This window comes from Limnomicrobium aquaticum (genome assembly GCF_040545545.1).
GTDB lineage: Bacteria > Pseudomonadota > Alphaproteobacteria > Rhizobiales > Rhizobiaceae > Ensifer_A > Ensifer_A aquaticum.
In genome coordinates, this window is record NZ_JBEPMB010000002.1 from 293,425 (window position 1) to 311,030 (window position 17,606).

Genomic DNA, 17,606 nt, shown 5'->3' on the forward strand with positions numbered 1-17,606 from the left:
TTTGCGACAGTCGCAAATTCGGTGCCTCGGGAATATGACTTTTGACGAAGACGACAAAGATGCGACGCGGCGGTCCGCCGGGTTCTGGTCCGGCCCCCGGCCGGATGGAAAAGCGCGACCGTCCGCGCCAGCCTGTGCCGGCCAAGGATGCGCGACCCAAGGATGCAGCGTTCGGGAATGCCCCGGTGAAGCAGGAGCGCGCCGCCCCTGCCGCGCCCGAGCGTCCGCTGATGACCCGCACCGGCGAAAAGCCCGCAGAGCGCATCCCGGTGATCCTGGAGAACCAGTCCTCATCCGGCTTCCGCTTGATCGATACCGGCGCGGGTGAAAAGCTCGAGCAGTATGGCGATTACCGCGTGGTTCGCCCCGAAGCACAGGCACTCTGGCAGCGCTCTCTCGCCGCCAAACATTGGGATCATGTCGATGCCGTCTTCACCGGCGATACGGACGAGGACGGCATGGGCCGCTGGCGCTTCCCCAAGGGCGCGCTCGGCGAAACCTGGCCGATGCAGCTCCTCGGCGTCGAGTTCCACGGCCGCTTCACCAGCTTCCGCCATGTCGGCGTCTTCCCGGAACAGCAGGTGCATTGGGACTGGATGCGTCAGGAGATCGAAAGAGCCAAGCGCCCGGTCAAAGTCCTGAACCTATTCGGCTATACCGGCGTCGCCTCGCTCATAGCCGCTGCCGCAGGCGCCGAAGTGACCCATGTGGATGCCTCCAAGAAGGCCATCGGCTGGGGCCGCGAGAACCAGGCGCTCGCCCGTTTGGACAAGGCTCCGATCCGCTGGATCTGCGACGACGCGATGAAATTCATTGCGCGCGAGGAGCGTCGAGGCAATCGCTATGACATCATCCTCACCGACCCGCCGAAATTCGGCCGTGGCCCGAATGGCGAGGTCTGGCATCTCTTCGATCACCTGCCGCTGATGCTGGATATCGGCCGCGAACTCCTGAGCGAAAAGGCTCTCGGCTTCGTGCTGACCGCCTATTCGATCCGCGCCAGCTTCTATTCGATCCACGAGCTGATGCGTGAAACGATGCGCGGCGCCGGAGGCGTGGTCGAATCCGGCGAACTCATCATCCGTGAAAGCGGCCTCGACGGCTCGGAGCCGGGCAGGGCGCTTTCCACATCCCTCTTTTCGCGTTGGGTGCCCGCATGAGCGACGCCACCAAGAGCGGCCCCGGCCGCGTCGGCCAGGTCAAGGAAGTCACCAGCCTTGCCAATCCGATCATCAAGGACATCAAGGGCCTGTCGCAGAAGAAGGGCCGCGAGGAAACCGGCACATTCATGGCGGAAGGCCTGAAGCTCGTCATCGACGCGCTGGAACTCGGCTGGGCCATCACCACGCTCGTCTACGCCAAGAACGCCAAGGATAAGCCGCTGGTGACCAAGGTCGCCGCCCGCACGGTGGCCGCCGGTGGGCTCGTGCTGGAGGTCAGCGAGAAGGTGCTCTCGGCCATCACCCGCCGCGACAATCCGCAAATGGTTGTCGGCGTCTTCAGGACGAAATGGCGCGCGCTCTCTGACATTCGCCCTGCCGCTAATGAGACCTATATCGCGCTCGACCGCGTGCGCGATCCCGGTAATCTTGGTACGATCATCCGCACCGCCGATGCGGCCGGAGCTTCCGGGGTGATCCTTGTCGGTGAATGTACCGATCCGTTCTCGCTGGAAACGGTGCGCGCGACCATGGGCTCAGTCTTCGCGCTGCCGGTCACCCGCGCCACTCCGGAAGAATTCCTGACCTGGAAAAAGGCCGCCGGCGTCTCGGTCGTCGCCACGCATCTGGCCGGTGCCGTTGATTATCGCACCGTCGATTACAGGAAGAAGCCTGTCGTCGTCCTCATGGGCAATGAACAGCAGGGCCTGCCGGACCAGCTGGCCAAGGAAGCCGATCAGCTGGCGCGTATCCCGCAGGCGGGGCTTGCCGATTCGCTCAACCTCGCCGTCGCCACCGCCGTCATGCTTTTCGAGGCGCGCCGGCATCTGCTGACGCTGGAGCCGCGCTGATGGACAAGGTCTCGCTGTTTTCCCGCGCCCGCCCGGCGATTCTGTTCATCATCGCGTTGCTCATCATTGATCAGCTGACGAAGATCGCCGTGGATCATTATCTGCCGCTGCAGGAACCTGTTCATCTCTTGCCGGTGCTGGCGCTCTACCGCACCTACAATACCGGCGTCGCCTTCTCCTGGTTCGACGAAATGCCGGGTGTCTTCATCGTGGGCCTGCGGCTCGCCATTGTCGCCTTCGTCACATGGCTCTGGCTGCGCACGCCCGCCTCCCGCTGGATCGCCCATATGGGTTTCGCGCTGGTCATTGCCGGCGCCTTCGGCAATCTCATCGACCGCTTCCTCTATGGTCATGTCATCGATTTCGTTCTCTTCCACATCGGCACGTCATGGTCCTTTGCCGTCTTCAATCTGGCCGACAGTTTCATCACCGTGGGCGCTGTTCTGATCGGTTTTGACGAAATCTTCGGAAGCGGCGAAAAATCGAAATGAACGATTAACGAAGCGCGGAAACACTTCTGTAGGTTTCGCATGTTAGCTCTGGCTCATGCGAGATTTTCAAGAAGCCGACTTCAAGTTCGAACAGTCTCCTCCCGCCGGCCGTGGCAGGAGCGCGCTTGCGGCATGGTTTCGACGATTGTTTTCATCGGCCCGATCTGGGCCTGCGGACCATGTGACCAGCCTTGACATGACGCGCGAGGCACTCGCTCGCGCCGAGCGCGAAAGCGCGATGAAGAGCCGGATCCTGGCGACCGTCAGTCATGATATCCGCACGCCCCTTTCCGGCATCGCGGGGATGAGCCATCTGCTTGGCCAGACGCGGCTGACACCCGAACAGGCCAATTATCTCGCCGGCATCGGCCAGTCGGTTCAGGCGCTTTCGCAGCTTGTCGATGACCTCCTGGATTTTTCAGCGATCGAGGCAGGCCGTTTCAAGCTTCATCCGCGCGATGATGATCTTCGCCAGCTCATCGAAAGCGTGGTGGAAATTCTCGCGCATCGGGCGCATGAAAAAGGCATCGAAATCGCAAGCTGGGTGGCTGCCGATGTGCCGGGCCTGCTTTCCTTCGACCCCGAACGTCTTCGCCAGGTTCTCTTCAATCTGGTCGGCAACGCCGTGAAATTCACGAATGAAGGCGGAGTTCTCGTCTCGGCCTCCATGGTCGAGGGCGAGTTGGAAATCCGTGTTCGCGACACCGGGCCGGGCATGTCGGTGCGGGGCCAGGAAAGGCTTTTCCGCGAATTCGAACAGGTTGGCGAGGAAAAGAGCAGAATCGGCGGAACGGGGCTTGGCTTGGCCATCTCCCGCCGCATTGTGCTGGAAGCGGGCGGCAGCATTGCTGTCGAAAGCGAGCTGGGCGTCGGCAGCACGTTTGTTGTTCGCGTGCCTGTGGGCCAACCCTCCGATTTTCGCCTGCGTCAGGCCCGCGCCACGATGCTGTCGAGCACGCACATGCTCATCATTGCGCCCGATGGCGTCTGCCGTGAAGCGCTTGCCGCAGCCGTCACCAGCCTCGGCGGAACGGTGAGACTCGCGGCCACCCCCGCGGACCTCCTCGCGAGCCTTGAACATGCTGCGGATGCATTTACCGATATCGTGGTCGATCGCCGCCTTGCCGATTTCCTGTCGGAAGAATTGTGCAAGCATCCGGTTTTCCGCAATCCGGCGACCCGCCGCATCCTGCTGATCGACCCGGAAACCCGCAGCACTACGCGTTTTCTCGGTGCCGGCTATGATTCATGGCTTGTTCGACCCTTGCGTGAACGCTCGCTCGTCGGCGTGCTGCAGGGCCGCATGAAGGGCATCGAACTGCGCGACCCGATCAATGACAATCGCAGCAATTCGCGCTGGACGCAGGCGGAGGGGAGCGGCCTTGATGTGCTGCTGGCCGAGGATGATCCGGTCAATCGTTTGCTTTTGAAGACGGTTCTCAAGAAGGGTGGACATCGCGTGTCCGAGGTCGAGACGCTTCGGGATCTGATCGCTGCCGCGACGCAAGCCACCGGACGTCCGGGCGCGATCGTCACGGATTTGTCCATGCCCGGCGGAAACGGGCTCGATGCGCTTTCCGCGATTCGTGACTTCGAGCGCACCAATCGCTTGGCCGAAGTGCCCATCATTGTGGTGACCGGCTCTGCGGGGTCCGAAACCCGAAAGGCCGCCATCGATGCCGGCGCCACGGAACTGTTCGTCAAGCCCGCCGACCCGGCCAAGCTTGCGGAACTTCTTGCGTCTTACGCGGCTCGTCGCGCCGGATAGAATTTCAGAAGTTTAGAATGAATGGGACACGGTTCTGTCCTATTAATGTCACCCGCATGTCGTATATACGTGGTTTATCGCCCTCAACCAAAGAGGCTCGAATCGCGATGACGACAGAAACGCTCAACCCCGACATCTTGGCAGGACAGGACGCGACGCTGGCGCGCCTGAAGGCCGACAAGAGCGGCGTTCTCGGCCGCATTGGCACGCTGGAAACGCGCATTGCCCGCACAGCATCGGAAGTCGACGCGGCGCAGGCGATCCGCTATCGCGTGTTCGTCGAGGAAATGCATGCGCAGGTTCCGCCTGAATCCGCCCGCAAGCGCCGCGACATTGATGCCTGGGATGCCATCTGCGATCACCTTCTGGTTCTCGACACGGCCATAGAAGGCGATGCCGAAGACCAGATCGTCGGCACCTATCGCCTGCTGCGTCAGGACGTGGCCATGGCCAATGGCGGCTTCTATTCGTCGTCCGAGTTTGAAGTGGCCGACCTTGTCGCCCGCCACCCGGACAAGCGTTTCATGGAGCTTGGCCGCTCCTGCGTGCTCCCGCAATATCGCACCAAGCGCACGGTCGAATTGCTCTGGCAGGGCAATTGGGCCTATGCGCTCAAGCACCGCATCGACGTCATGTTCGGCTGCGCATCCTTCCCCGGCGCAGTGCCGGAAGAGCATGCGCTGGCGCTTTCCTATCTGCACCACAATGCGCTCGCCAAGGGCCGCTGGCGCGTCGAGGCACTGCCGGAACTCGAACATTCCATGGACCTGATGCCGGCCGAAGCGATCAACATGCGCAAGGCGCTGGCCGCCCTTCCGCCGCTGATCAAGGGTTATCTGCGCCTCGGCGCCATGATCGGCGAAGGCGCTGTCGTCGATCGGGCCTTCCGCACGACAGACGTTCTGATCGTCCTGCCGATCCACACGATCTCCGAGCGTTACCGGAATTATTACGGCAACGACGCCGGGCGGTTTGCTGGTTAAGCGCTGACCTTACTGGACGGTTGGCCGCAGCGATGAGGCTCCATCCGTCTCCCCCCTTGTGGGGGAGATGGCGGCAGCCAGAGGGGGTCTTCGCCAAGACCTCCCAGCAAGAGGATAGAAAGACCCCTCCCCAACCCTCCCCACAAGGGGTAGGGAGAGGAGCCAGCCGCTTCCCCTTCACGCCCACTCACCCTTCCGGAACACCGGCACCTTCGACCCATCCGCAGCCACGCCGTCGATATCGATCTCGCCGGAGCCGATCATCCAGTCGATATGGATGAGGGAGGAATTGCCGCCCTGCGCCTTGATCTGGTCCTGTGTCAGGTTCGCCCCGTCCACAAAGCATTTCGAATAGCACTGGCCGAGCGCGATATGGCAGGCGGCGTTTTCGTCGAAGAGCGTGTTGTAGAAGAGCAGACCGGATGCCGAGATCGGAGAGGAATGCGGCACCAGCGCCACTTCGCCGATGCGCCGCGCGCCCTCATCCGTGTCGAGCACCTTGAGCAGCACGGCTTCGCCCTTGGTCGCCTTTGCCTCGACAATGCGGCCCTGTTCGAAACGCACCTCGATATTATCGATCAGCGTGCCCTGATGGCTGAGCGGCTTGGTCGAGCGGACATAGCCGTCCACCTTTCGCGCATGCGGCGTGGTGAAGACTTCCTCCGTCGGGATATTCGGATTGCAGGTCACGCCGTTCTTCGCTGTCGACGCACCGCCATGCCATTCATGGCCGTCGGCGAGCCCGACAGTCAGGTCCGTGCCGGGTCCGGTGAAGTGGAGCGCCGCAAAACGCTTGTCGTTCAGCCACTTCGATCGCTTGGCAAGGTTCGCATTGTGCTCCTTCCAGGCCGCAACCGGATCGTCGCGATCGACCCGCGAGGCGGCGAAGATGGCATCCGCCAGCTTCTTAACAGCCTCGTCTTCCGGCAGACCGGGGAACATCTGCTTGGCCCAGGACGGGTTCGGATAGGAAACGATGTTCCAGTTGATATCGAAGTTCGAAATCTTCTCCAGTGCCGGCTTGTAGGCGACTGACATGGCGCGGTTCGCACGAGCCACCTTGGCAGGGTCCTCGTTCGCCAGCAGCATCGGATTGTCGCCGGAAATCGCAAGCCGCGCAGTTCCGGCCTCATACGCCTTGGCCATGCCCTCATAGAGCCAGGTCGCAGCCTTGTCGAAATTCTTGTCGCTGCCGTAGCGATAGCGCGCCAGCGTCGCCTCTTCGTCATTGTAGAAGGCGGAAACAAGCCCGCCGCCCGCGAGATAGGCATGCTTGATGATGAGACGAACCAGCGGTGCGGCCGCAAACGGCGCGGTGATGACCAGATCCTGGTTCTCCTGCAGCTGGAGGCCGACCTTCACGGCGACTTCTGCGAGCTTTTCAAGCTTTACGGGATCGATGGGCGTCTCAGTCATGATCATGTCTTTCGGTGATTGAAGTCTTCAGAAGAGTAGGGTGCCGCGATGGCGATTGGAAGGGGACGGGAAGGTTCAGGCGATGACGGCCGCTGCCTTCGCGCCGATCGCTGCCAGTGCGTCGGCAGGCGCCAGCCGAACCTGCAGGCCGCGTTGTCCGCCATTCATGAACACATAGGGCTCGCCCATGGCGCTTTCCTCAATGACGGTCGGCACCGCCTTGCGCTGACCGAAGGGCGAAATGCCGCCGACCACGTAACCGGTATGCTTTTCCGCCGCCGCCGGCTTCATCATGTTGGCCGATTTGCCGCCGAACGCCGCGGCCAGCTTCTTCATCGACACCTCGTGGTCGGAGGGCAGCACGACGCAGACCGCCTTGCCGTCCACTTCTGCCATCAGCGTTTTGAGCACGCGCGAAGCCGGTTCGCCGATTGCCTCGGCGGCTGCCATGCCGATCCGGTCCGCGTCGGGATCGTATTCATAGGCGACGACCGTGTAGGCGACCTTCGCCTTGTCGAGCGCCTGTGTGGCGCGTGTTGACTTCGCCATAGGTCAGGCTCCGAAAAGTTGAGAATACTGCTCCGGCTTGAATCCGAGCATGAGCTGACCATCGACATCGAGAACTGGCCGCTTGATCATCGAGGGCTGCGCCAGCATCAGCCGGATCGCCTTTGCCTCATCGAGATCGGCCTTGTCGGCCTCGTCCAGTTTCTTGAAGGTCGTGCCGGCCCGGTTCAGCACCTTGTCCCAGCCAAAAGCTCCGCACCATCGCTTCAGCGAGGTTTCGTCGATACCGGCGGCCTTGTAGTCGTGAAAGGTATAGGCGACATCATGGGCCTTCAGCCAGTCGAAGGCCTTCTTCATCGTGTCGCAATTCCTGATGCCGTAGATGGTCGCCGTCATGCTGCCCGTTCCAAAATTGGATTGTATAAGTCGGCGATCCACACCTCAGCGTCAAGGGCGAAGGCGCGGGGAATCCGCCTCTTTCGGAGGTCGCGTATCCGAACGGTGCGGCATCCGATAACTCAATTTTTAGACATAGCTGCTATACCGCCGCAATGAGATTGGCGGGCCGTTCCCGTCGCATATTGGTTTATTTATATGACGAGTGCAGCGAGAGCATTCAGGATTGCCCACCGCCTGACCCGCCACCGTGCAGGCGCGGCGGCGGTGGAATTTGCGGTCGTGTTCCCGCTCATGCTGATGATTTTTGCAGCGACCGTCGATCTCGGCTTTGCCTATTATCAGAAGTCGCGCATCGGATCCGCCATTTCGGCCGCCGCCTACTATGCGGTGCGAAATGGCAATACACTTTCGGCTGCCACTGCCCCTGTCATGCAGGCAACGCTGCAGAGCATCGTGCGCAGCACGCTGGGTACATCGAGCAGTATCACGGTCTCCGTCCTGATCAATAATTCCACCAATCCGCTGGACGCATCCAATTACTTCTGCGTCGCCGGCTACCCGCCGGTCTACACCAGCACGGGGCTAACTCCGGCAAGCTGTTCCGGCAATGTAACATCAGGCAAGTTCGTCACCATTCATGTGACGGAACAACTCCAGCCGCTCATCCTGCCGCCGGGTTTCCTGGCCGGAATCTACGGCCTGGACAGGTCCGTGGTTGCGAGGGTGACCTCATGAAGCTTCGGCCGCGTGATCGAGGCATTCTGGCAAGACGCGACGGCGCGGCCGCCGTGGAATTCGCGGTGGTCTTTCCGCTCTTTGCCCTGGTCCTGTTTGCCGGCCTCGGCTTCGGCATGGCCATGCTTAATCTCAACGCCCTGCAATCCGTGGTGACGCAGTCTGCCCGCTGCATCGCCATTGCCGGCTCCGCCTGCACCGCGCCGGTCGCTGGCTGCACCGACACGCCCGCTCAATGTTACATCGAGCAACTCGCCGTCACGCAAGGGCTTGCCCGGCCAAGCGCGTCGCAGATCACCATCATTCCTGCCTATCTCGTCGGTGTGGCAAGTTTCACGCGCGTGCAGGTCACCTATCCGATGAGCCTCGCCGGCTACAGTTTCAACCTCAATGCCACGGCACAATTCCCGAACGGATAGCGCATGTTCACGAAAAGCCCGCTCCGCTCGGCTGTTGCCAGAGCAATTCCAGCGAAAGTGAAAAACGGTTTCGCGTCCGGAATTGCGCAAAAAAAAGGAAATAGAGCGTTTCAGCGTTTCTGTGAAACGGTGAAATGCTCGAGGATTTCGCTGGAACTGGCCCGCCTGTCCAGGGCGCGTGATGGTGCCATGGGCATACTGGGTGCCTTTTCCATCGTCATCCTGATTGCCATGTCCGCGCTGGCACTGGAGGCGTCGCTTCTCTTCGTCAAGAAGGGTGACATGCAGCGCGTGGCCGATCTGGCCAATCTTGCGGCGGCCGGCACCAGTGGCGCGATCAGCAACGGTTCGCCGAGCCCGCAGGCGGTGGCGACCGCCCAGCAGGTCGCCGTCATCAACGGCTATCCGGCGAATATCCTGACCACGAGTGTCACAAACTCCCCCACGCAGGGCCAGCTGCTGACAACGACTGTGGTCGACCCGATCAACCTGACACTGGGACAGATGTTCACCAAGACCGGTTCGGTTTCTGTCAGCGCTCTCTCCAGTGCCTCCGTTGTCTCCGGCGCGATCTCGGGTGACTGCCTGCGGACGCTTGGCGGCGCGCTCAACATTTTCAGCAGTGCGGCGGTAAACGGCACGGGCTGCACAGTAGCCTCGGCAAGCTATCTCTATTATTGCAGCAATGCGGCAAGCAAGGTCTCGGCGATCGAGGTTGCCTATTCGCAGATGCTCGAGCAGTTCAGCATCTGCTACAACGCTCCTCTGACACCGGGGCTCAGCAGCTTCACCTTCAGCAAACCCAGCGTTGACCCGCTCGCTTCCGATAGCCGCATCGCGGCGATGAAGAAGCGCCTGCAGAACATGGCGAGCTGGCCCTATAGCGGTACGTTCAAGACCCCGCTGACACCTGCCGCCGTATTCGGCGGGTCGGGCCTCAGCTATACCAGCACAACGGCGAACGTGTCGGGAACCAAATTCTCGTCGCTGACCGCGCAGAACTCTACGGTGACGTTCACGGGCTCGGGCGTAGCTGACACGACCTGCGCCAATCCTGTGACGATCACGGGTGGCGTCACGCTTTCCGGGAACACGACGATCGTTCTCGGGAGCGGCTGTTACGTGATCCGTGGCGTGCTGAGCATTTCAAATGGTGCCGTGGTCAACATCGTCCCTGCCGCGGGCGCCAACGTGACCATGGCGCTGCAGCAATATCTCTACAACGGATCGGGTTCGATCACCTTCGGGAACATGTTGTTTTCCGCTGTGGGTACGATCAACAACGGCAATGGCGGCAATGTCGCCTTCGGCAACGGTCCGTTCTATCTCGGTGGCGGCATCTACAACACGACCGGCAACGTCACGTTCGGCAACGGTCCGTTCTATTTCAACACGGGCACGATCAATAACGGCTCGACCGGCACCATCACCTTCGGCAACGGGCCATTCTATTTCTACTATTGCGGCCTGTTGAACTCCAATGGCATCGTGACGCTGGGAACCGGCGATTTCGAATTCTACAATACCAGCGTTTCGACCTTCAACAGCTCGAAGACCACCTTCGGAACGGGCAATATGGATCTCTATACAACGCCGCTCTACCTCAGCGGCGCCGAGTTCACGCTCGGGGGCGCCGGCGACCCGATTGGAGGTTCGAGTTCCATGTTCTTCTACTGGTCGGGCCTGCAGATTGCGTCGGGCAAGTTCACGGCCAACGGTACGTCGCTCGGTTTCTGGTATGGCAGCTTCACGCTTTCAAGCTCGAGCGCCGCGACCATCACTGCGCCCACGTCGGCCACACCCACTTACGGCTACCAGAACGTTTTCGCCTATCTCTATGGCGCCAACTTCGCAATCTATCAGGGCAACACGACCGACAGCCTTTCGGGCATCGTCTACAATCCCGGCAACGATGTCAGCCTTTTCGGCCAGCAGACGAGCACCATTCCCCAGAACGGCTGCTTCTCCATCATCGCCTCGACGATCAGCGTCTATAACGGCTCGAACGCCGCATTGAGGGCCTGCGGATCAGGCGTTACGAACACACAGGCCACGATGGCGAACTAAAATTTACGAGGGAAATGGTGCCGCTTACGTGACTCGAACACGTGACCCCATCATTACGAATGATGTGCTCTACCGACTGAGCTAAAGCGGCATTCCAGGCCAGGAAGCAAGTTTGCTACCGGCGTTTCGTGACGCGCTGATACAGGCAACGCCCTGCAATTTCAAGCCGGTTTTTGGGCCGCAGCGAGAAAATTCGTGAGCATTCGCAAATGAGCTGGCCCTTGCAGGCGCCTTCGGCGATACCAAGGCGGGCTCCAGCAGTCGGACGTCTCTAAGCAGGTTCCGGAAAAGTGTCCCACGGTTTTCCGACCAGAACCTGCGTCAAAACAACAAACTAAGCAAACGAAGCGTTGGCCTGCCAATGCAAGTCTGCTTAGCCCTTGGACTTCGCCTTCTGTCCGGCCGCTCCGCTCATCGGCCAGGCGGCGGGCCAGCTTTCGGGGCCGTCGCCATATTTGCCGTCGCAGTCGTCCTTGTCGGTCTCCTTGAGCAGAACGAGCGCGCGACCGGCGCCGCCTTCCGAGATCTTCCATTTGTAGAAAGAACCGCAATCGCCGAGCCCGCGGCCCTTGAAGAACGATGTCATCGTATCGCTCTTCTCGTCATAATCGAGGTTGTAGGAGGTCGAGGAGACGCTCGGGCCCTCCTTGGCCATGACAGGAAACTGCACCTGCTCCAGCATCGATTCCAGCTCATAATAGGCGACGAAGGGAACATTATAGGCGCCGGGAGCGCCGCAGGGGATGACGTAAAGCGCTTCCTTTTCGGCGTAACGGCGTGTGAAACCACCGAGCGCAGCCAGCGTGCCTTCGTCCAGACCGCCGCAGGTGGCGTCCTCGTCGGTGAAGTTCGTGCGGATGCTGGCTGGCAGGTCGCTGAACTTGCGAATATCGGTGACTGGCGGCAGTGCACTCGGCGGCTTGTCGCCCTTGGAGACCAGCGCGTCCGTATGGCCGACGCGGTTTTGTATATCGTCGAGGAAGAGAAGGCTGGCCGCCATGCCTTCAAGCGGAATGGTCGCCTTCACCGTCTGGCCACCGGCATGCGCCGTCAGCGCGATTGTCTTGCCCTTGCGCAGCGTTTCCACTGTTCCGTTCGTGGCAATGTCGCCCGCAAGCCGCCAGACCGAGTTGGTTGCGTCAAAGGTGAGCTTGTCCGGGCCGAAACTCTGCTCCGCGCCGCCCTCGATCGAAAGCGTTATTGTCAGGTCCTTCGCCGTCTCGCCGAAAACATCTCCCGGCAGGCCGATTGCCAGCGTCGCCGGCGCTGTCGGACCGATATCGCGCAGCACGAAGGCATTGGCGCCGGCCTTGTTATCGGTATCGAAGAAGCGCAGTTCGCAATTACGCCCGTTGGTGCAGGAAACCTCCCACTTGCCGAAACTCTTGAAGGCGCCGGCAAGGGCTGACGAAAAAGGCGCGGCTGTGAGCGCCGCGCCAATGAGAATGCCTGCTGTCCAGTTCAAATTCCGCATGGATTCCTCCCGGTCGAGGAGGTCACCATAGCAGCCCCTGTATCAGCCGCAAATTGTCTTCTTGGCGGCGATATACTCCCGCTCCAGTCGGTCCACGAGGGCTGCTGTGGAGGACACTTCCTTCACCGCGCCGATGCCCTGCCCGCAGCCCCAGATATCCTTCCACGCCTTCGCGCCGGTGGTCGCCTGGTCGAAATCCATCTTCGACGGGTCGGCTTCGGGCAGGTGGTCTGGGTCCATGCCAGCCGCCACGATCGAAGGCTTCAGATAGTTGCCGTGAACGCCGGTGAAGAAGTTCGAATAGACGATGTCGTCCGCCTTGCTTTCGACGATCATCTGCTTGTACGCGTCCACCGCGCGCGCCTCATGGGTCGCGATGAAGGGCGACCCGATATAGGCCATGTCGGCACCCATCGCCTGTGCGGCGAGGACTGCGCCGCCATTGGCAATCGCGCCGGACAGCAGCAGCGGCCCGTCGAACCATTCGCGGATTTCCTGAATCAGCGCGAAGGGCGAGAGCTTGCCGGCATGGCCACCGGCGCCCGTGGCCACGGCGATCAGGCCGTTGGCGCCCTTGCGGATCGCGGAATTGGCATGTCGGTTGTTGATCACGTCATGCAGCACGATGCCGCCATAGGACTGGATCGCCTGGTTCACTTCCGGCACGGCACCGAGCGAGGAAATGACAATCGGCACCTTGTATTTGACGCACATCATCAGATCGTGTTCGAGACGCTTGTTCGAGGTGTGGACAATCTGGTTGACCGCGAAGGGCGCGGCCGGGCGCTCCGGGTTTTTCGCGTTGTGATCGGCCAGTTCCTCGGTGATCTTCGCCAGCCACTCGTCGAGCTGGGCTTCGGGCCGCGCATTGAGCGCCGGGAAGGAACCAACGACGCCGGCCTTGCATTGGGCAAGCGTGAGGTCTGGATGCGAAATGATGAAGAGGGGCGACGCGACGACCGGCAGGCGCAGGTTGTCTTTCAAGATCGGCGGCAGAGCCATGGTTCCTCCCGGCTTGTCCAATTATTACGTTTACGCAAACGTCAATCATCTAGCAGATTTTCATCCCGATGAAAATTGAAATATGTCGCCGCCGCAAGCGGCCGGACCTGTCGCGATAGTGGATAAGATGTCACTTGCTATTTTCGCGGCGGGGGGTTGTTTAGTAGAGCTTCGGGATTGAAGCGCGCCTTGGCTTTCGCGAGCGCGCGTGACACGGCGAGCGCAGTTCTCGAAGACTTGCATTCGTGGCTATATATATTTCGCGCGGGCGGGGGCTGCCGCAGACGGTCGGACAAGACCGCGAGGCGCTGTAGGAGCAGAAGCATTTGAGTCTGGAAACGGCCATCAGAAAGGCTCTTGAACGGGTCGGCCCCGGTGCTGATCCGGAGCAGCGCGCTCGCGTCTATCAGTCCGCGCGTCTGGCTCTGGAAAACGGGATGCGTCAGCAGAACATCACGGATGCCGCGATCGCCGCCGAACAGCGCCGCCAGCTTGAGGCGGCGATCAACCGCGTCGAGCGGGACGCCAAGCTCGATTACATGGAGCACGAGGCCAAGCAGCGCGCAGTCCGCGAGGCCGCCGAGCGTGAGGAGCGGGGCAGGCGCGAACTGCAAATGGCAGAGCAGGCCCGCATGGAGGCCGAACTGGCGCGCGAACGCAACGAGCAGGCGCGCGTTCAGGCCGAGCGTGACGCCGAGATGCGCCGCCGCCGCGAAGAGATCGATCGCGAGCGCATCGCCCGCGAAATGGAATATGAGGCGGCGCAGCGCGCGCTGCGCGATCGCATTGCCGCCCGTGAGCAGGCTGCCCGCGAACGCGCACTTGCCGAGCGCGAGCAGATGCTCGCCGCAGAGCGCGAGGAAGAAGAGGCGCGCCGCGCGGCTGACGACGCCCGACGCCACGCCGCCGAGCAGGCCGAACGCGAGGCGGAAGCCCGGCGCCGCGCATTGGAAGAGCAGGCGGAGCGCGAGGAAGCCATTCGTGCCCAGGCCGAACGGGAACGGCTTGCCCGCGAACAGGCCGCGCGCGAATTTGCCGAGCGGCAGGCAGCCGAGCGCGAACGCGAGGCGCAGGAACGCGAACGGCTGGCGCGCGAAGAATCCGAACGCCAGGCAGCCGAGCAGGAGCGCGAGAGGCGGGAGCGGGATCGCTTTGTCCGCGAAGAGGCAGAGCGTCGCGTTGCAGAAGAAACCGCGCGCCGCGCCGAAGAAGCCGATCTTGCCCGCCGTGCTGAAGCGGCCGCGACAGGCGCGCTTCGCCCCCCGCTAGCTGAGGCTGAAACACGCGCGGCGGCTGCCGCAATTGGCGGGATGACGCGTCGTGAGATCGTGGGGCAGGGCGCGGAGCCGTCCATCGATGACGCGCCTGCCGTGGAGATCGAGCGGACGGGACGTCAGCGCGACCCTGTTTTCGACATCATTCCCGAGGTGGAGGATCGTGGAGAGCGGCGCGCGCCGGCCTTCGATATCGAGGTGTCGCAGCCGCCCTATGTCGCTGACGAAGCCGAACCCGAGCCGGAAGTCATTCATTTGCCGCCCGAGCGTGCGATCAAGCCGCGCCGGAAGAGCCGCTGGAAGGCGCGCGCCTTCGCATTGGTGACATTCGCCGCATTCGGAGCCGCAGGCTGGTGGTGGGTGCAAAGCACGGGCCTCAACCTTCCAAAAGCCGTTCGCGATGGTTCCGTTCCCAACCCGCCGCCCACGGCCAAGGCCGAGGATTTTGACGGCGCGAAGCAATTGAAGTCGCTTTCCCGCCAGGGCGGATTTGGCGATGAATGGACGAAGCTCTTCGAAGCTGGCAAATCGAAATCCTTCTCCGTCGGTTCACAGGCTTCCGCCAAGGTCGAGCAGAGCGGTTCCGGCCCCTATCTCGCCATCACCTCTGCCGCGCCTGGTATTGACGGCTCGGTATCCATAGAACTTCCGCAATCGGTCATAACATCGATGCAGGGCAAGACATCCAACATTGCCCTGATGCTGGAAGGCGGCGACAAGCCGGTTCAGGTCACTGTGGAGTGCGAGTTCGGCGGGCTGGGCAATTGTGGCCGCCATCGCTTTCTCCTGTCGCAGAACAAGACCGACTTGATGTTCGATGTGGTGGTCAAGGGTGGCAACCCTGCTGAAGGCCCCGGCAGGCTGGTGATCAATGCGGGCGCTGGCGGCGAGGGCAACACGGCCAGGCTCTTCTCTATCCACGTGCTGCCGGGCGGCTGATCGACTTACAATTGTGGCGATCTGCTCTCATTTCCCGCTTGACGGCGGGATTTTTCTGTCGAGAGCGATGCGATTTTTGGGGGCTGACTCAACGGGATTACACCTTCCGTTACGGCAGGCAAAGTCGCACCGAAATCCTCAATCCGATTCCTGAAATCTTTTTATTTACAAAGACTTATAAAATAGACAGCTGGCAGTGCGTCTGGCGGGAGTGTTGCCAAAATCCCATCAAGTTGGGGAAAAGCGCGGAAAGTGATTCTCGTCGATTCCGCCGACTCTTGCCACAGAGTCACCCACCCTTTAGGTTAACAAATAATTACTAGATCGCATGCGGCGGAACTAGTCACCACACTGTAAGCGCGTATCCCGGCAGCGGAACCCCTCCGCGGCCTCGGTGGTGGATTCTGCGAGGCACAAGGAGCGGATTATACGATGACGATGGGCTGGACAGACGAGCGCGTCGAAAGACTGAAGAAATTGTGGTCCGAGGGCTTGAGCGCCAGCCAGATCGCTGCCCAGCTTGGCGGTGTCAGCCGCAACGCGGTCATCGGCAAGGTGCATCGCCTGTGCCTGCCGGGCCGGGCCAAGGCAGGCGGCGCGGCAACTGCGCGTCCGGCCAAGCGCCAGGCTGCTGCAGCAGCGCCGCGTTCGCAGTCTTTCATGCCGCGCACCGTAACCCGCACGGTCACCCGTGCGCAGGGCGCAACCATGCTGAAGGAAGAGGTCGAGACCGAAGTCTATTACGAGACCGAAGTGCAGCCGGCGTCCAACGTGGTCGTGCCGATCTCGCGTCGCCTTGCGCTGACGGAACTGACCGAGCGCACCTGCAAGTGGCCGGTCGGCGATCCGATGAAGGACGACTTCCACTTCTGTGGCAACGACAGCCCGGACAGCTCGCCCTACTGCACCTATCATGCGCGGCTTGCCTACCAGCCGTCCGCCGAGCGCCGCCGCGCCGGCCGCTGATGTCAGACAGACAGCACAAAATGAAACGGGCCCCGAAAGGGGCCCGCTGCGTTTTGGGGGAGGGGGTGGGAACCGGGAGGGAATTCGGTACCGATCCGAGGGATCAGAGACGATCAGTCACGTTCTTAATGGCGTCCTTGGCATTGCCCTTGGCGGTCTGGACCTTGCCCTTGACCTCCTGCGCGGCGCCCTTGGCGCGCATTTCGTCGTCGCCGACAGCCTTACCTACGGCCTGCTTGGCCTTGCCGGCGAGTTCGTTGGCCTTGCCGGAAATCTTGTCAGTCGTGCTGCTCATGAGCGTTTCTCCTTGTATCGGAACAAACACATTCCGTTTGCGTCGGGAGAACGTCTGAACCCGGATCGGGTTCCCGCCACATCGAAAAATAGCGATGTGAAATGCACGAAACAAAGCAAGGCCGCGGCTCATCAAGCCGCGGCCTTGCTTCAAAATAACGTCTCAGCCTTCCATCGAATAGCCCGCACCGCGAACGGTGCGGATGACGTCCGGCATGTTGGAGAAGTTCAGCGCCTTGCGCAGACGGCCGATATGGACGTCAACCGTGCGTTCATCGACATAGATGTCGTGACCCCAGACGCCGTCCAGAAGCTGCGAGCGCGAGAAGACGCGGCCGGGTGACGACATGAAGAATTCCAGCAGGCGGAATTCCGTCGGACCGAGACGAACTTCGCGCGAGCGGCGATGAACGCGATGGCTGTCCCGATCCAGTTCGATATCGCCGCATTTCAACTGCGAGGAAACGACTTCCGGCTTGGCGCGGCGAAGCATCGCCTTGACACGGGCCATCAGCTCCGGCGTGGAAAAGGGCTTCACAACATAGTCGTCAGCCCCGGTCGAGAGACCGCGAATTCGCTCACTTTCCTCGCCGCGCGCCGTCAGCATGATGATCGGCAGCCGCTCGGTCGTCGGTCTGGCGCGCAGGCGCCGGCAAAGTTCGATACCCGGCACGCCCGGCAGCATCCAGTCGAGGATAACGAGATCCGGCACCTGCTCCTGCAAGCGGATATCCGCCTCGTCGCCGCGCAGGATCGTCTCGACCTCGTAGCCTTCGGCTTCCAGATTATAACGGAGGAGGACGCTCAGCGCCTCCTCGTCTTCGACCACCGTGATTTTCGGCTGCATGACGTTCTACCGCT

At 61.6% G+C, this 17,606-nt stretch carries 17 protein-coding genes and 1 tRNA gene; 10 read left to right on the plus strand and 8 right to left on the minus strand.

Going from position 1 to position 17,606, the window contains the following annotated elements:
- Nucleotides 1-59: 59 nt before the first annotated feature.
- From ABID16_RS10035 to olsB, 5 genes are all read left to right on the plus strand, one after another.
- Nucleotides 60-1,160 (plus strand): class I SAM-dependent methyltransferase, encoded by a 1,101-nt coding sequence (locus tag ABID16_RS10035; RefSeq protein ID WP_354556511.1) that lies wholly within the window; start codon nucleotides 60-62, stop codon nucleotides 1,158-1,160.
- Nucleotides 1,157-2,011: a TrmH family RNA methyltransferase gene (locus ABID16_RS10040; protein ID WP_354556205.1), complete on the plus strand. Its 855-nt coding sequence runs from the start codon at nucleotides 1,157-1,159 to the stop codon at nucleotides 2,009-2,011. Before ABID16_RS10035 ends, ABID16_RS10040 begins: the two co-directional genes overlap by 4 nt.
- Nucleotides 2,011-2,502 carry a signal peptidase II gene (lspA, locus tag ABID16_RS10045; protein WP_354556206.1) on the plus strand — a complete coding sequence of 164 codons (492 nt, stop codon included), beginning with the start codon at nucleotides 2,011-2,013 and terminating at the stop codon, nucleotides 2,500-2,502. Before ABID16_RS10040 ends, lspA begins: the two co-directional genes overlap by 1 nt.
- Before the next feature lie 181 nt (nucleotides 2,503-2,683).
- A complete protein-coding gene (locus ABID16_RS10050) occupies nucleotides 2,684-4,270 on the plus strand; it encodes an ATP-binding response regulator (protein WP_354556207.1) in 1,587 nt (528 codons plus the stop codon).
- Nucleotides 4,271-4,377: 107 nt separating this feature from the next.
- The gene (gene olsB / locus ABID16_RS10055; protein ID WP_354556208.1) at nucleotides 4,378-5,253 is read left to right on the plus strand and encodes a l-ornithine N(alpha)-acyltransferase; all 876 of its coding nucleotides are present in this window, start codon (nucleotides 4,378-4,380) and stop codon (nucleotides 5,251-5,253) included.
- Between the two features lie 177 nt (nucleotides 5,254-5,430).
- Here olsB and ABID16_RS10060 read toward each other — a convergent pair whose 3' ends face one another.
- The 3 genes from ABID16_RS10060 to ABID16_RS10070 form a co-directional block, all read right to left on the minus strand.
- Nucleotides 5,431-6,669, minus strand: coding sequence for an aminopeptidase (locus ABID16_RS10060; RefSeq protein ID WP_354556209.1), 1,239 nt, complete (start codon nucleotides 6,667-6,669; stop codon nucleotides 5,431-5,433).
- A 75-nt stretch (nucleotides 6,670-6,744) separates the two neighbouring features.
- The gene (ybaK, locus tag ABID16_RS10065; protein ID WP_354556210.1) at nucleotides 6,745-7,218 is read right to left on the minus strand and encodes a Cys-tRNA(Pro) deacylase; all 474 of its coding nucleotides are present in this window, start codon (nucleotides 7,216-7,218) and stop codon (nucleotides 6,745-6,747) included.
- Nucleotides 7,219-7,221: 3 nt separating this feature from the next.
- Nucleotides 7,222-7,572 carry an ArsC family reductase gene (locus ABID16_RS10070; RefSeq protein ID WP_354556211.1) on the minus strand — a complete coding sequence of 117 codons (351 nt, stop codon included), beginning with the start codon at nucleotides 7,570-7,572 and terminating at the stop codon, nucleotides 7,222-7,224.
- A 198-nt stretch (nucleotides 7,573-7,770) separates the two neighbouring features.
- Here ABID16_RS10070 and ABID16_RS10075 point away from each other — a divergent pair, with 198 nt between their 5' ends.
- The 3 genes from ABID16_RS10075 to ABID16_RS10085 all read left to right on the plus strand — a co-directional run bounded on the left by ABID16_RS10075 (nucleotide 7,771) and on the right by ABID16_RS10085 (nucleotide 10,796).
- Nucleotides 7,771-8,310, plus strand: coding sequence for a TadE/TadG family type IV pilus assembly protein (locus tag ABID16_RS10075; protein ID WP_354556212.1), 540 nt, complete (start codon nucleotides 7,771-7,773; stop codon nucleotides 8,308-8,310).
- Nucleotides 8,307-8,729, plus strand: coding sequence for a TadE/TadG family type IV pilus assembly protein (locus ABID16_RS10080; protein ID WP_354556213.1), 423 nt, complete (start codon nucleotides 8,307-8,309; stop codon nucleotides 8,727-8,729). The genes ABID16_RS10075 and ABID16_RS10080 overlap by 4 nt, the downstream gene beginning before the upstream one ends.
- A 189-nt stretch (nucleotides 8,730-8,918) precedes the next feature.
- The gene (locus tag ABID16_RS10085) at nucleotides 8,919-10,796 is read left to right on the plus strand and encodes an LbetaH domain-containing protein (RefSeq protein WP_354556214.1); all 1,878 of its coding nucleotides are present in this window, start codon (nucleotides 8,919-8,921) and stop codon (nucleotides 10,794-10,796) included.
- Between the two features lie 15 nt (nucleotides 10,797-10,811).
- On the opposite strand, the gene ABID16_RS10090 is transcribed toward ABID16_RS10085, so the two are convergent.
- The 3 genes from ABID16_RS10090 to ABID16_RS10100 form a co-directional block, all read right to left on the minus strand.
- Nucleotides 10,812-10,887, minus strand: a tRNA-Thr gene (locus tag ABID16_RS10090).
- A gap of 282 nt (nucleotides 10,888-11,169) precedes the next feature.
- Nucleotides 11,170-12,270, minus strand: coding sequence for a DUF1176 domain-containing protein (locus ABID16_RS10095; protein WP_354556215.1), 1,101 nt, complete (start codon nucleotides 12,268-12,270; stop codon nucleotides 11,170-11,172).
- A 42-nt stretch (nucleotides 12,271-12,312) separates the two neighbouring features.
- The gene (locus ABID16_RS10100; protein WP_354556216.1) at nucleotides 12,313-13,272 is read right to left on the minus strand and encodes an NAD(P)H-dependent flavin oxidoreductase; all 960 of its coding nucleotides are present in this window, start codon (nucleotides 13,270-13,272) and stop codon (nucleotides 12,313-12,315) included.
- Between the two features lie 326 nt (nucleotides 13,273-13,598).
- Between ABID16_RS10100 and ABID16_RS10105 the strand changes: the two genes are divergently transcribed.
- Both ABID16_RS10105 and ABID16_RS10110 read left to right on the plus strand, forming a co-directional pair.
- The gene (locus tag ABID16_RS10105; RefSeq protein ID WP_354556217.1) at nucleotides 13,599-15,485 is read left to right on the plus strand and encodes a coiled-coil domain-containing protein; all 1,887 of its coding nucleotides are present in this window, start codon (nucleotides 13,599-13,601) and stop codon (nucleotides 15,483-15,485) included.
- A gap of 438 nt (nucleotides 15,486-15,923) precedes the next feature.
- Nucleotides 15,924-16,451 (plus strand): GcrA family cell cycle regulator, encoded by a 528-nt coding sequence (locus ABID16_RS10110; protein ID WP_354556512.1) that lies wholly within the window; start codon nucleotides 15,924-15,926, stop codon nucleotides 16,449-16,451.
- A gap of 103 nt (nucleotides 16,452-16,554) precedes the next feature.
- On the opposite strand, the gene ABID16_RS10115 is transcribed toward ABID16_RS10110, so the two are convergent.
- Together ABID16_RS10115 and phoB are read right to left on the minus strand one after the other, a co-directional pair.
- The gene (locus tag ABID16_RS10115) at nucleotides 16,555-16,746 is read right to left on the minus strand and encodes a CsbD family protein (protein ID WP_354556218.1); all 192 of its coding nucleotides are present in this window, start codon (nucleotides 16,744-16,746) and stop codon (nucleotides 16,555-16,557) included.
- Between the two features lie 162 nt (nucleotides 16,747-16,908).
- Entirely contained in the window at nucleotides 16,909-17,592 is a 684-nt protein-coding gene (gene phoB, locus ABID16_RS10120) for a phosphate regulon transcriptional regulator PhoB (protein ID WP_109855945.1), read from the minus strand.
- Nucleotides 17,593-17,606 lie beyond the last annotated feature (14 nt).

Coding starts and splice junctions, on each gene's coding strand:
- ABID16_RS10035 (WP_354556511.1), top strand. CDS start 60: ATGCGACGCGGCGGTCCGCCGGGTTCTGGTCCGGCCCCCGGCCGGATG.
- ABID16_RS10040 (WP_354556205.1), top strand. CDS start 1,157: ATGAGCGACGCCACCAAGAGCGGCCCCGGCCGCGTCGGCCAGGTCAAG.
- lspA (WP_354556206.1), top strand. CDS start 2,011: ATGGACAAGGTCTCGCTGTTTTCCCGCGCCCGCCCGGCGATTCTGTTC.
- olsB (WP_354556208.1), top strand. CDS start 4,378: ATGACGACAGAAACGCTCAACCCCGACATCTTGGCAGGACAGGACGCG.
- ABID16_RS10060 (WP_354556209.1), bottom strand. CDS start 6,669: ATGACTGAGACGCCCATCGATCCCGTAAAGCTTGAAAAGCTCGCAGAA.
- ybaK (WP_354556210.1), bottom strand. CDS start 7,218: ATGGCGAAGTCAACACGCGCCACACAGGCGCTCGACAAGGCGAAGGTC.
- ABID16_RS10070 (WP_354556211.1), bottom strand. CDS start 7,572: ATGACGGCGACCATCTACGGCATCAGGAATTGCGACACGATGAAGAAG.
- ABID16_RS10075 (WP_354556212.1), top strand. CDS start 7,771: ATGACGAGTGCAGCGAGAGCATTCAGGATTGCCCACCGCCTGACCCGC.
- ABID16_RS10080 (WP_354556213.1), top strand. CDS start 8,307: ATGAAGCTTCGGCCGCGTGATCGAGGCATTCTGGCAAGACGCGACGGC.
- ABID16_RS10085 (WP_354556214.1), top strand. CDS start 8,919: ATGGGCATACTGGGTGCCTTTTCCATCGTCATCCTGATTGCCATGTCC.
- ABID16_RS10095 (WP_354556215.1), bottom strand. CDS start 12,270: ATGCGGAATTTGAACTGGACAGCAGGCATTCTCATTGGCGCGGCGCTC.
- ABID16_RS10100 (WP_354556216.1), bottom strand. CDS start 13,272: ATGGCTCTGCCGCCGATCTTGAAAGACAACCTGCGCCTGCCGGTCGTC.
- ABID16_RS10110 (WP_354556512.1), top strand. CDS start 15,924: ATGGGCTGGACAGACGAGCGCGTCGAAAGACTGAAGAAATTGTGGTCC.
- ABID16_RS10115 (WP_354556218.1), bottom strand. CDS start 16,746: ATGAGCAGCACGACTGACAAGATTTCCGGCAAGGCCAACGAACTCGCC.
- phoB (WP_109855945.1), bottom strand. CDS start 17,592: ATGCAGCCGAAAATCACGGTGGTCGAAGACGAGGAGGCGCTGAGCGTC.